At 41.8% G+C, this 12,805-nt stretch carries 12 protein-coding genes; all 12 read right to left on the bottom strand.

Annotation, left to right across the window (positions count from 1 at the left end; genetic code table 11):
- Positions 1-337: 337 nt before the first annotated feature.
- Positions 338-760: a F0F1 ATP synthase subunit epsilon gene (locus tag J5I83_RS09470; protein WP_304055348.1), complete on the bottom strand. Its 423-nt coding sequence runs from the start codon at positions 758-760 to the stop codon at positions 338-340.
- 27 nt (positions 761-787) lie between these two features.
- A complete protein-coding gene (atpD, locus tag J5I83_RS09465) occupies positions 788-2,167 on the bottom strand; it encodes a F0F1 ATP synthase subunit beta (protein ID WP_304055347.1) in 1,380 nt (459 codons plus the stop codon).
- Positions 2,168-2,196: 29 nt separating this feature from the next.
- Positions 2,197-3,078, bottom strand: coding sequence for a F0F1 ATP synthase subunit gamma (gene atpG, locus J5I83_RS09460; protein ID WP_304055346.1), 882 nt, complete (start codon positions 3,076-3,078; stop codon positions 2,197-2,199).
- Positions 3,079-3,081: 3 nt separating this feature from the next.
- Positions 3,082-4,623: a F0F1 ATP synthase subunit alpha gene (gene atpA / locus J5I83_RS09455; protein WP_304055345.1), complete on the bottom strand. Its 1,542-nt coding sequence runs from the start codon at positions 4,621-4,623 to the stop codon at positions 3,082-3,084.
- Positions 4,624-4,634: 11 nt separating this feature from the next.
- Entirely contained in the window at positions 4,635-5,171 is a 537-nt protein-coding gene (locus J5I83_RS09450) for a F0F1 ATP synthase subunit delta (protein WP_304055343.1), read from the bottom strand.
- Positions 5,171-5,644 (bottom strand): F0F1 ATP synthase subunit B, encoded by a 474-nt coding sequence (locus J5I83_RS09445; RefSeq protein ID WP_304055341.1) that lies wholly within the window; start codon positions 5,642-5,644, stop codon positions 5,171-5,173. The genes J5I83_RS09450 and J5I83_RS09445 overlap by 1 nt, the downstream gene beginning before the upstream one ends.
- A gap of 39 nt (positions 5,645-5,683) precedes the next feature.
- The gene (gene atpE / locus J5I83_RS09440; protein ID WP_046848906.1) at positions 5,684-5,956 is read right to left on the bottom strand and encodes a F0F1 ATP synthase subunit C; all 273 of its coding nucleotides are present in this window, start codon (positions 5,954-5,956) and stop codon (positions 5,684-5,686) included.
- 47 nt (positions 5,957-6,003) lie between these two features.
- Positions 6,004-6,813, bottom strand: a complete 810-nt coding sequence (atpB, locus tag J5I83_RS09435) for a F0F1 ATP synthase subunit A (RefSeq protein WP_304055321.1) — start codon at positions 6,811-6,813, stop codon at positions 6,004-6,006.
- A gap of 27 nt (positions 6,814-6,840) precedes the next feature.
- The gene (locus tag J5I83_RS09430; RefSeq protein ID WP_304055319.1) at positions 6,841-7,224 is read right to left on the bottom strand and encodes an ATP synthase subunit I; all 384 of its coding nucleotides are present in this window, start codon (positions 7,222-7,224) and stop codon (positions 6,841-6,843) included.
- Between the two features lie 244 nt (positions 7,225-7,468).
- Positions 7,469-9,877: a DNA topoisomerase (ATP-hydrolyzing) subunit B gene (gene gyrB / locus J5I83_RS09425; RefSeq protein ID WP_304055317.1), complete on the bottom strand. Its 2,409-nt coding sequence runs from the start codon at positions 9,875-9,877 to the stop codon at positions 7,469-7,471.
- A gap of 63 nt (positions 9,878-9,940) precedes the next feature.
- Positions 9,941-11,062 (bottom strand): DNA polymerase III subunit beta, encoded by a 1,122-nt coding sequence (gene dnaN / locus J5I83_RS09420; protein WP_304055315.1) that lies wholly within the window; start codon positions 11,060-11,062, stop codon positions 9,941-9,943.
- A 207-nt stretch (positions 11,063-11,269) separates the two neighbouring features.
- Complete coding sequence (gene dnaA, locus J5I83_RS09415) at positions 11,270-12,640, bottom strand: chromosomal replication initiator protein DnaA (RefSeq protein ID WP_304055313.1); 1,371 nt, start codon at positions 12,638-12,640, stop codon at positions 11,270-11,272.
- Positions 12,641-12,805: the final 165 nt, after the last annotated feature.

Genomic DNA, 12,805 nt, shown 5'->3' with positions numbered 1-12,805 from the left:
TTTAATCACCATTTCGACCAGAAAACACTTGAATATTTTAACATTTCTGGTCGGCATGATCATCGCAATGAATAGAATCTATTCATAATATCAATAGCTTGTCGATATTTCAGGGCTGACTAATTAGCAACGATACCTGGCTTGTCAGCATGCATGTGTTTGACAACAGCTAACTCCTATCCAGTCAATGACAAAGCAGATGGTGCCTTGGATTTCGGTCAAGACACCATCATCTCTTTGCTACTCTTACTCCTCACGATAACAGGAACTGTAAATACTACTTAGCTGTTTTGCCGCTAGTGGGAGAACTATGATATCTGCCAGTTTATTCTAATAGCTAATGCCCGCGATTCCTAAGCTTCTGAATAGCAGTAAGCTGCGCTGCAGCTTCAATTAATTCTGCTTGTGCACGCGCATATTCAATTTCGGATACTTTATTTTTCATAGCTTCTTCCGCTCTTCTCTTGGCTTCTAAAGCTTTGGCTTCGTCTAGATCTTTACCACGTATTGCAGTATCAGCCAGTATTGTTACCACGTCTGGTTGAACTTCCAGCATACCGCCTGATACATAAACTGCTTCTTCGTCTTTTAAGGGAGCTTTAATCCGCACCATCCCCGATTTAATACGAGTAAGCATAGGTGTATGATTAGGAAAAACGCCCACTTCTCCCATAAGTGCAGGTGCCGCTATAAACTCCGCTGGTCCAGAGTATATTGACTCTTCAGCACTTACAATATCTAGATGAAATATCGTACCCATTTATTTTTCCACACCAAATAGATTTAACTACTGAATTGTCTTGGCTTTCTCAATCGCTTCCTCGATTCCACCAACCATATAGAAGGCTTGCTCTGGTATGTCATCATACTCACCGTTAACAATTCCTTTAAAACCTTTGATGGTCTCTTTCAATGACACATATTTTCCTGCTGAGCCAGTAAACACTTCCGCAACAAAGAATGGCTGTGATAAGAATCGTTGTATTTTCCTTGCCCTACTAACAGTTAGCTTATCTTCGGGTGAAAGTTCATCCATACCCAAAATTGCGATAATATCGCGCAATTCTTTATATCGCTGCAGCGTTTGCTGTACTGCACGAGCAGTATTGTAATGCTCTTCTCCAACAATCATAGGATCTAATTGTCGAGAAGTAGAATCAAGTGGGTCAACGGCAGGATAAATCCCTAAAGAAGCAATATCACGCGACAATACTACCGTGGCATCAAGATGTCCGAATGTTGTAGCCGGAGAAGGATCAGTCAAATCGTCCGCTGGCACATAAACAGCCTGAATGGAAGTAATAGAGCCTGCCTTAGAAGATGTAATACGCTCTTGCAATCGCCCCATTTCCTCAGCTAGCGTAGGTTGATAACCTACAGCAGAAGGCATTCGACCTAGTAACGCAGATACTTCTGTTCCAGCAAGGGTGTAACGATAAATATTATCCACGAAAAACAGGACATCACGGCCCTCATCACGGAAGGCTTCTGCCATGGTCAAACCAGTTAATGCCACACGCAAGCGGTTACCAGGCGGCTCATTCATCTGACCATACACCAGAGCAACCTTATCCAATACATTGGACTCCTTCATCTCATGGTAAAAATCGTTACCTTCCCTTGTTCTCTCGCCCACACCAGCAAAAACAGAATAACCACTGTGCTCAATAGCAATGTTACGGATTAACTCCATCATATTCACCGTCTTGCCCACACCTGCTCCACCGAACAAACCAATTTTCCCACCCTTAGCAAACGGGCAAATTAAATCGATGACCTTAATTCCTGTTTCTAACAGCTCAGTTGAGGCAGAAAGTTCGTCAAACGCTGGTGCAGCGCGATGTATCGGCATGCTTTTGTCAGAACCTATATCCCCCATTTCATCAATAGGTCTACCCAGCACATCCATAATACGTCCAAGCGTTTTGATACCTACAGGTACTGTTATCTGCTTTCCCGTATTTACAACAGTCATGCCCCGACGTAATCCTTCCGAGGAACCGAGTGCAATCGTTCTTACGACACCATCGCCCAACTGTTGCTGCACTTCAAGTGTTAGTTCTGTACCTTCCATTATCAGCGCATCATAAACATTAGGAACGCTGTTCCTCTGAAATTCAACGTCAATCACTGCACCGATACATTGAACAATTTTACCTTGGCTCATTATTGTTCCCTAAAATACTAAAATATTGATTAAACAGCTGCTGCACCACCAACAATTTCTGATAATTCCTTAGTAATGGCGGCTTGACGAGATTTGTTATATATTAAAGTCAACTCATTAATTAAGTTACCTGCGTTATCTGAAGCAGCTTTCATCGCGACCATTCTAGCAGATTGCTCTGATGCCATATTTTCTGTAACAGCCTGATAAATTAATGCCTCGACATATCTGACCATAATATCATCTATGATTGGTTTCGCTTCGGGCTCATATAAATAGTCCCATAATTTTTTTTGCTCAATATCCTTTCCACCTTCGCGAATACGCTCATCGGATAATGGCAGCAACTGCTCCATCGTGGGCTCTTGTTTCATCGTATTAACAAATCGATTATAAAAAATATAAACCCTATCAAACCGATCTGCTGTATAGCCGTCAAGCACAATCTTAATAGCACCTATCAATCGTTCGATATTCGGTGTATCACCAAGCCCTGTTATCTGAGAAATAACGTTTGCTCCAATACGGCTCATAAAACCCAGACCCTTGTTGCCTATACAGCATACTTCCACTTGCTCGCCTTCAGCTTCCCAGATGCGCATCTGATTGACAGCTTTACGCAAAATATTGGTATTAAGCCCACCGCATAATCCTTTATCCGAGGTAATGACTATAATACCAATTCGTTTTACCGTATCACGTTCAACCAAAAAAGGATGACGATATTCCGTACTTGCACGACTCATATGGGCAGCAACATTACGGATTTTCTCTCCATAGGGCCGTGCTTTTCTCATGCGATCCTGAGCCTTGCGCATTTTTGATGCAGCAACCATCTCCATAGCACGAGTAATCTTCTGCGTATTCTTAACGCTTCTGATTTTATTGCGTATCTCTCTGCTTCCAGCCATCGGTTAATATGTCCCGTTTTTCTTAAATTCTTCAATTGCTGTCGATAATGCTTGCTCAGTCGCATCATCAAGATTCTTAGTTGCTTCAATCTTATCCATGATTTCAGCATGTTGGCTACGCATGTAGCTTCTCAGCGCGGACTCAAATGCTAAACCGCGCTTAACTTCTACATCATCAAGATATCCTTTATTCAGCGCGAATAGGGTCAACGCCATTTCTCCCACACTTAACGTGGCAAATTGGGACTGCTTCATCAGCTCGGTCGCCATTTTCCCCCGTTCTAGTTGCTTGCGTGTTGCTTCATCTAAATCTGATGCAAACTGAGCAAAAGCAGCAAGCTCTCGATATTGTGCTAAAGCAAGTCGTATACCGCCACCCAGTTTTTTTATTACTTTGGTTTGCGCCGCCCCACCCACGCGCGACACAGAAATACCTGCGTTGATAGCAGGACGAATTCCAGCATTAAACAAATCTGTTTCCAGGAATATCTGCCCATCGGTAATGGAGATCACATTCGTAGGAACAAATGCGGTCACATCACCTGCTTGCGTTTCAATTATTGGCAATGCTGTTAATGAGCCAGTTTTTCCCTTAACTGTTCCATTTGTATTCTTTTCAACGTAATCAGCATTTACCCTCGCAGCACGTTCCAATAAGCGTGAATGCAGATAAAATACATCCCCTGGATAAGCTTCCCGTCCAGGAGGACGGCGCAGTAATAATGATATCTGGCGATATGCCCAAGCTTGCTTAGTCAAATCATCATAAACGATGAGCGCATCCTGTCCGATATCACGAAAATATTCGCCCATTGTGCAACCCGAATAAGGTGCGATAAATTGCATTGCAGCAGACTCTGAAGCAGATGCCACCACAACAATGGTGTATTCCATTGCACCGTGTTCTTCAAGCTTGCGCACAACGTTTGCAATTGATGAAGCTTTTTGTCCAATTGCCACATAGATACAAATCATATTCTCACCTTTTTGGTTAATGATTGCATCTATGGCTACAGCTGTTTTTCCAGTTTGACGATCTCCAATGATTAATTCACGTTGGCCTCGACCTACTGGCACCATGGAGTCAATAGCCTTAAGTCCAGTTTGTACTGGTTGATCAACAGACTGACGCCAAATAACACCTGGCGCAATCTTTTCTATAGGCTCTGTTTTCTTGGCAGTTATGGGACCTTTTCCATCAATGGGCTGTCCTAATGCGTTAACTACTCGCCCTAATAAACCCTCACCAACTGGAACCTCTAATATTCGTCCTGTACACTTGACTGTATCGCCTTCAGTAAGGTGTTCATAAGCACCCAAAATAACTGCACCGACTGAATCTCTTTCTAAATTTAGCGCCAGCCCAAAGGTATTGCCTGGAAACTCAAGCATTTCCCCTTGCATAACGTCCGAAAGTCCGTGAATTCGAACAATTCCATCCGTTAATGATACGATGGTTCCTTGGGTACGAACCTCAGAAGAAATAGATAAACCTTCAATCCTATTTTTAATCAGCTCACTGATTTCTGATGGATTTAACTGCATTTTAATAACTCCTAGCTTTTAAGGGCAACAGACATGGTTTCGAGTTTACCGCGTACGGAGCTATCAATAACTTCATCGCCGATTACTACTTTTACTCCGCCTATTAACTCTGGATCTATGTTTACTTTTGTTTTGATTTTACATTTGAATTTATTTTCGAGTACCGAAACTAATTTTTCTAATTGCTTATCAGAAATCTCGTATGCCGAAGTAATATTAGCCTCTAGTATCCCTTCATACTGCGCCTTTAATTGCTCATACAAATCACTCAATTGCGGCAATACTTCTATACGGTCATTTTCAATCAATAGAGCAACTAAATTTTTTCCTTCGCTATTGAGCTTATCTCCACAAATCTCCAAAATTATTTCCGATAGCTTATCTGCCGAAACGCCTGGATTACTCACAAGCGCTTGTATTTGCCCAACAGATATTGTTTCCGAAATAACCTTCAGCATATCCGACCACGCCGACAATGTATTCCTTTCCTTTGCCAATCTAAATACCGCCTCAGCATAAGGTCTTGCAATTGTTATTTCTTCGGCCATTACTTTAACTCTTCTTCTATAGATGCAAGCAAATCGGCGTGCACTTTGGCATTCACTTCACGACGCAATATTTTTGTTGCACCGGCTACTGCCAAACCTGCTATTTGTTGACGCAACGCTTCTTTTGCTCCAAATACTTGATGCTCAATTTCAGCTTTTGCGCCTGCCAATATTCGCTCTCCTTCTATCTTCGCATTTTCTTTGGCTTCTTCAACAATTTCTGCTGCTCGCTTTTCAGCTTGCGTAAGAATTTCTGTTGCGCGTTGTTTCGCTTCTTTCAATACCTCTGAAGACCTTTGACTTGCAAGCTCCAATTCCTTTTTGCCGCGCTCACCCGCAGCCAAGCCATCTGCAATTTGTTTTTGACGCTCTTCAATTGCACGCAGCAGAGGCGGCCATACAAATTTGATCGTAAACCATATGAATACCGAGAAGGCTAGTGCTTGTGATATGAGAGTGAAATTAATATTCATAGCCAGCTTCGTGTAAGTTTTATAAATTGCAAATAGTTATTATTGAATCACTGCTAATAACGGATTACCAAACGCAAACAGCATGGCCAAGCCAACAGCAATAATGAATGATGCGTCAGTCAACCCCAACAATAAGAATACTTTTCCTTGCAATGTTGGAATCATTTCCGGCTGGCGTGCAGCGCCCTCTAAAAACCGGCTACACATCACGCCCACACCTATGCACGCACCAGCCGCACCAAGACCAATCATTAGACCAATTCCGATTCCGGTATAAGCCTGTATCATTGCGAGAAATTGTAAATTTTCCATAGTTTTTCCCTTCCTTAAAAATTTATGTAAAAAAATCCTGCCTTTATTTAATGTGACTCATGCGCCATTGAAAGATAAACCACAGCTAACATCATAAAGATAAATGCTTGCAGAGTTACTATAAGTATATGAAAAATTGCCCAGCCTGCGCCAAGTATCATGCTAAAAAAGGAACCTGAAACGCCAGTTGCAGCCCACATACCCAGCAACAGAAATATGATCTCCCCTGCATATATATTCCCGAACAACCGCAGCGAATGAGACAACGGTTTGGATACATATTCAATCATGTTAAAAAGTAAATTCAGCGGCCACAAGATGGGGTTTTTACCAAAAGGGGTACAAAACAATTCATGCATCCAGCCACCCATTCCCTTAACCTTAATGTTAAAGAATATCATTAACAACCATATTGACAGCGCCAATGCAAAAGTGGTATTGACATCTGTTGTCGGCACACTGCGCCAATTATGCAACCCAAACACATGCTCATAAATCCAGGCCATAATATCGATGGGCAAAAGATCCATTGTGTTTAGCAATAACACCCAAACAAAAATCGTTAGGGCTGCCGGAGCCACGAAAGCATGCCTATTACCATGAAAGGTATTTTTCACCTGCGCATCAATAAATTCCATGAGCAATTCCACAAAGGCCTGGCGCTTGGTAGGAACGCCCGGGGTTGCTCTACGGACTATTAACCACAAAAAACCCATTCCCAGCACCCCTAGAATTATAGACATGACTAATGTGTCTATATGCAATATCCAGAATGGGCCATCGCTTACTGAGACTGTTAAATTAGTGAGATGATGAGTTATATATGAGGTTGGAGTAAGCTCAAGATCTGATGCCATTATTGAATTATCTATTATCTAATTTTGTCATTTAATATCTTTAGAGTCATTGGGCACAAATAACGCCAAGCTAAAGATAATTACTGCCACGATAAATACTCCGATAAATGCGGTCGGATTAACTTGTTTATAGACTGCAAATACTGCCCAAAGAGAAACAATCATTATAATAATTTTAACTGCTTCTGCCCTTAATGCTGTACGTACAGCACCCGCTGCAGTGTACCCTGTATGACGCGAGATTATGAGCGCATAGAGCACAGATGAAACTACGCTAACCATTCCACCAAGCAAACCTGAAATAGCAGCATGCAATCCTAACATCCATCCTAAAATTAGCGCCATAACTGCTGTAAACAGCACTTGCCAGCGTATCACTACGTATAGCGCTCGATTTGGTATCCAAGGCATAAATTATTTGCTCTCCCCTCAGAACCGAAAAGAATTAAGCTACACGCTCACACAAAAGAACGCGGATTCTAACCTGACTAGGCTTATCAGTCAACGCGGAATAATTCAATTTTCCGATATTTTTAGCATTAATTAGTGCGAAATAGGCCGATGCCGGCTCGACCCATTCCAAAATAGCAGAATAGATCAAACAGTTATCTTCTCAGAAAAAACAGAAAAAATTCGTCATTAAAATCAACTTCTGCTATACATCAAGATTTGTTACACGTAGCGCATTTTTTTCAATGAACTCTCTACGGGGCTCTACAATATCACCCATGAGAGTCGTGAAAATTTCATCTGTAAGTATGCTGTCTTCAATTTGTGCACGTAATAAACAACGGTTGGCAGGATCCATGGTAGTTTCCCATAATTGCTCCGGATTCATCTCACCTAAGCCCTTGTAGCGCTGAATATTTACTCCCTTTTTTGCCTCTTCCAGCAACCAATCAAGCGCTTCCTTGAATTCATTGACGGGCCGCTTTACCTCTCCACGCTTGACTAATGCATGAGCCCCTATCAACCCATCAAGAACCTGAGCAGCTTTTTTGATTTGTAAAAAATCACCGCTTTGCAAAAAATCCTGATCAAGATAACTGATCTGAACATTGCCATGATAGACGCGCGTTATCTTGAGACGAAAATGGTCAAAGACCTCATCGAATTCTGCTGTGATTTCAACATCATGAAGTAAAAAAGCTAATTTAGCAGCGCTATTCCGTGCCGCCACCTCATTACTTAAATCGATATCAGGCTGCTTAAGCAAAGCGTACATCACACTGCTGTCAATAAACCGGCTCATTCGCTCGATTACCGCTTCTGCCAGCAAATAGTCATGTGCAATATTTGCCAGAGTTTCTCCACTCAGAGGCGGTTTACTTTCCGAGGTATAAAGCTCGGCATTTGTTAACGCCAGTCCAAGCATATATTGTTTTAGTTCATAATCATCCTTGAGATAACGCTCCTGTTTACCGTATTTGACTTTATAAAGTGGCGGCTGTGCAATGTAAATATGTCCACGCTCGATCAATTCAGGCATTTGCCGATAAAAGAATGTCAGCAATAGTGTGCGTATATGCGACCCGTCGACATCTGCATCGGTCATAATAATAATGCGATGGTAACGCAGTTTATCAGGGTTAAACTCATCTTTACCAATGCCCGTGCCGAGCGCTGTGATGAGTGAAATGATTTCCTGCGAAGAAATCAATTTATCGAAGCGAGATTTCTCAACATTCAGTATCTTTCCCTTGAGCGGCATGATTGCCTGAAATTTTCGATCCCGTCCCTGTTTAGCAGAACCTCCAGCTGAATCCCCTTCTACCAGATAAAGCTCACATAGCGCCGGGTCTTTTTCTTGACAATCAGCAAGCTTTCCAGGCAACCCCATACCATCCAAAACACCTTTGCGACGTGTTAATTCACGTGCTTTTCTGGCCGCCTCGCGCGCTCTAGCTGCATCAATGATCTTGTTGCAGATCATTTTTGCATCAGCTGGGTGTTCCAGTAAAAACTCTGAAAGTTTTTGCGACACGATTTCTTCCACGACAGGACGCACCTCAGATGACACAAGCTTTTCTTTTGTTTGTGAAGAAAATTTGGGTTCGAACAGCTTAACTGATAGCACACAGGTCAATCCTTCACGCATATCGTCACCGGTCGTATCAACTTTGGCTTTTTTGGCCAACTCGTTTTTTTCAATATAGCTATTAAGTGTGCGCGTCATCGCCGCCCGCAAGCCAGTCAGGTGAGTACCTCCGTCCTTTTGAGAGATATTATTTGTAAAGCACAAAACTTGCTCGCCGTAGCTATCATTCCACTGCATCGAGACTTCAACAGCAATATTCTCCTTGATGCCACTTGCATAAAAAATGGCGGGATGCAAGACTGTTTTGGTCCGATTAATATACTCGACAAAATTACGGATACCACCTGCAAATGCAAACACTTCTTCCTTGTCGTTTCGCTGATCAATCAGCTTAATTTTGATGCCATTATTCAGAAAAGAAAGCTCGCGCAATCGCTTTGCGAAGATGTCGTAGTGAAAAGTGATATCACCGAAAATTTCCTTATTCGCCAAAAAATGGACTTCGGTTCCGTGCTTTTCAGTTTCACCCGTAATCGTTAGAGGTGAAAGAGGTACACCCTTATGAAATTCTATCTGATGAATTTTACCGTCGCGGCGAATGGATAAACGCAGCCACTCTGACAAAGCATTCACTACAGAAACGCCAACACCATGTAATCCGCCGGACACTTTATAGGAATTATCATCAAACTTTCCACCCGCATGCAATTCGGTCATGACGATTTCTGCCGCCGATCGCTTTAGTTCATCATCTTGCTTTATTCCGGTAGGAATACCCCGGCCATTGTCATGCACGCTAACAGAGTTATCAGGATGAATGATGAGGGTGATTTCGTCACAATGCCCCGCCAAGGCTTCGTCGATCGCATTATCGACTACTTCAAACACCATATGGTGCAATCCAGTGCCGTCACTGGTATCACCGATATACATCCCGGGGCGTTTCCGGACAGCATCAAGTCCTTTTAAAATTTTGATGCTATCTGAATCATATTCACGAGATTTATTGTGCGATTTCTGATTCATTGCGCTTGATCACTCTTAGTAACACTTGTTGAAAAAATATTTCGCTGAATAACTTGGAATTATTTACAGTCGCATTGGCATCACGACATACTTAAAATGCTCGTCGCCTGGCACGGTAATCAGCGTGCTGCTATTAGCATTTTCAAAAGCACATTGTATGTTCTCACTAGTGAGATTAGTCAGCACATCCAATAGGTAAGTAATATTAAAGCTAATATCAATGGCATCCTGATGATAATCAATTTCGAGATCCTCCTGGGCTTCTTCTTGCTCGCTATTCTTACAAATAATGCTTAATACGCCGTTTGAAATAATGAGTCTTACACCACGGAATTTTTCGTTCGCATTAGAGAGAATGGCAACCCGCTGCAATCCTTGCAGAAAATTCTGGCGGTTTATACTGAATTGCTTGGTATTATTTTCAGGAATAGCACGTTTGAAATCTGGAAACTTTCCTTCGATCACTTTGGAAACCAGCACAACATCAGAGAAGGCAAAGCGTACTTTTTTGGAAAAGATTTCAATGACAACAGGTTTTTCACTGTCATCGAGTAACTTTGCAAGCTCCAGAACAGTTTTTCGGGAGAGGATCGTTTCTTTTCTCTCCCATTGATCTTCCAATTCAATAGCAGCATAGCCAAGACGATGACCATCAGTAGCAATCACCTTCAGGAATTTATCTTCGACCAATAGCAGCAAGCCATTCAGATAATAGCGAATATCCTGCTGCGCCACGGCATACTGAACCAAGTGAAGAAGCGTTTTAAATTTTTGCTGGGATAGTGTCAGCGTAATTTCAGGCAGATCTTCCTTGGTCATTCGCGGAAAATCATCAGCAGGAAGTATTTGCAGATTAAAACGGCTTTTTCCGGCATTCACTTGGAGACGGTTATCAAGCTTTATCAAGGCAACCTCTGTGTTGGATGGAAAAGTTCGCAAAATATCCAACAGTTTTTTGGTGGAAACAGTGATGGCGAAAAAATCCTCTGCAATCATCATTTCTGATGCCTGGGAAGAAGTTTCGATTTCTATTTCAAGATCAGTCGTTATAAAAATAATTTTTCCATTCTCTTTCTTGATAAGCACATTGGAAAGTATTGGCAGTGTATGACGACGCTCGACTATTCCGCTGACCATTTGTACAGGTTTTAGCAAAAGATCCCGATTTGCCTTGAGTAAATTCATTTAATTTAAACTTTAAGAATAGTAGATAAAGGAAGATCTGCTACGGTATAGCTTTAAAAATAGTTTAACCATCAAAAACATGAAGTATTCTTTCACCCTGTATAAAACGAGCATTTCACCGGAACAATCTGCGAATGAAACTCACAGTTTAATTTTTTGATTGTTATCCACAAACCGTCCCGGGGGTTTCTAAACAAGATATCAATGCTATCCGCGAAGAATATGGATTAAGGCATTGTAATCCCGGCTTACAGCCGGATCCGAAGCGCGTAATTCTGTAATTTTCCTGTACGCATGCAGAACAGTCGTATGATCTCGCCCTCCGAAGGCTTCACCGATATCCGGCAAACTTAATTGCGTGAGCTCTTTGGCGACTGCCATCGCAATCTGCCTAGGCCTCGCCACGATGCGTGTGCGTTTCTTAGAGTACATCTCGGCTACCTTGATTTTGTAATAATCAGCAACCGTTTTTTGGATATTCTCGATGGAGATTTGCCGGTTCTGCACCGCCAACAAATCTTTCAATGCCTCTTTTGCCAGCTCCAAAGATATAGGATGGCCCGTAAAGCGGGAATAAGCTAGTATCCGCTTCAGAGCGCCTTCCAGTTCACGAACATTGGAGCGGATATGTTTAGCGACAAAAAAAGCCACATTTTCATCCAGCACGATTTTTTCCATCAAAGCTTTCTTTAATAAAATAGCTACCCGCATCTCTAACTCTGGCGGCTCAACCGCTACTGTTAAACCCCAGCCAAATCTGGATACGAGACGTTCTTCCAAACCCGAGATTTCTTTTGGATAACTATCGCAAGTAATGATTACTTGCTTGTGAGCTTCAACCAGCGTATTAAATGCATAGAAAAATTCTTCTTGGGTACGATTCTTGCCACCAAAAAACTGAACATCATCAACGAGCAAAACATCCAGCGAGTGATAATACAGTTTAAATTTATCAAATGATTTGTGCTGGTAAGCGCTAACCACATCGGAAACATATTTTTCGGCGTGAACGTAGCGTATTTTTGCTTCCTGATCGTTTTCTAAAACATAATTACCAATAGCCTGAATTAAATGCGTTTTACCCAAACCCACTCCACCATAGATAAATAACGGGTTGTAAGCGACGCCGGGACGCTCAGCAACCTGGATTGCACCTGCGCGTGCGAGTTGGTTGGCTTTGCCAGTAACAAAGCTATCAAAAGTAAAATTTGGATTCAGATGACTAGCGTTTCTCTTTTTAGATACCGGTTTAGTAGCAATAGTTTGCGCAGAATTGTCAGTTATATTGCGTAAGCTTTCATTTTTAGAGCTTTTTGTTTCAGCTGTATTTCCAAGTATCAATTGAAACTGAATTTTCTTAGAAAAGTGTTGCTGAGCCATTACCTCAATGTGAGGTATAAAATTGTCTTTAACCCATTGCAGAACGAAACCATTTGGCGCGATTAATACTGGCTGATCGTCGCCATTCCCGGAAGTATCTAATTTTAATGGTTTAATCCAGGTATTGAATTGTTGGGCATTTAGCTCTTTCTTGAAATGCTTAAGACAGGAATACCAGAAAGTTTCTATAGCCTGCATAGGTGGAAGATTCTAGTTAATCTGAAATTTATCTTAAACTGCACTTTTTTTCATAGAGTATTCTACACTGATGTTGAAAGATGCGCTTGCTCCCCAAAATTCAAAAGTGCTTGCTCTTTGGAGTAACATCAGTGTGGTTGCACTTTTTATGCTGAGGATTAAAAC

The sequence above is a fragment of the Nitrosomonas communis genome (genome assembly GCF_024102715.1).
Classification (GTDB): domain Bacteria; phylum Pseudomonadota; class Gammaproteobacteria; order Burkholderiales; family Nitrosomonadaceae; genus Nitrosomonas; species Nitrosomonas communis_B.
Note: the sequence above shows the minus strand (reverse complement) of the source record. Positions and strands in the feature narration are given on the sequence as shown.

Bases quoted from the DNA above. Each gene is read 5' to 3' on its own strand.
- gyrB (WP_304055317.1), bottom strand. From the start codon at position 9,877: ATGAATCAGAAATCGCACAATAAATCTCGTGAATATGATTCAGATAGC.
- J5I83_RS09450 (WP_304055343.1), bottom strand. From the start codon at position 5,171: ATGGCCGAAGAAATAACAATTGCAAGACCTTATGCTGAGGCGGTATTT.
- J5I83_RS09430 (WP_304055319.1), bottom strand. From the start codon at position 7,224: ATGCCTTGGATACCAAATCGAGCGCTATACGTAGTGATACGCTGGCAA.
- dnaN (WP_304055315.1), bottom strand. From the start codon at position 11,062: ATGAATTTACTCAAGGCAAATCGGGATCTTTTGCTAAAACCTGTACAA.
- atpG (WP_304055346.1), bottom strand. From the start codon at position 3,078: ATGGCTGGAAGCAGAGAGATACGCAATAAAATCAGAAGCGTTAAGAAT.
- J5I83_RS09470 (WP_304055348.1), bottom strand. From the start codon at position 760: ATGGGTACGATATTTCATCTAGATATTGTAAGTGCTGAAGAGTCAATA.
- atpD (WP_304055347.1), bottom strand. From the start codon at position 2,167: ATGAGCCAAGGTAAAATTGTTCAATGTATCGGTGCAGTGATTGACGTT.
- atpE (WP_046848906.1), bottom strand. From the start codon at position 5,956: ATGGAAAATTTACAATTTCTCGCAATGATACAGGCTTATACCGGAATC.
- dnaA (WP_304055313.1), bottom strand. From the start codon at position 12,640: ATGCAGGCTATAGAAACTTTCTGGTATTCCTGTCTTAAGCATTTCAAG.
- J5I83_RS09445 (WP_304055341.1), bottom strand. From the start codon at position 5,644: ATGAATATTAATTTCACTCTCATATCACAAGCACTAGCCTTCTCGGTA.
- atpA (WP_304055345.1), bottom strand. From the start codon at position 4,623: ATGCAGTTAAATCCATCAGAAATCAGTGAGCTGATTAAAAATAGGATT.
- atpB (WP_304055321.1), bottom strand. From the start codon at position 6,813: ATGGCATCAGATCTTGAGCTTACTCCAACCTCATATATAACTCATCAT.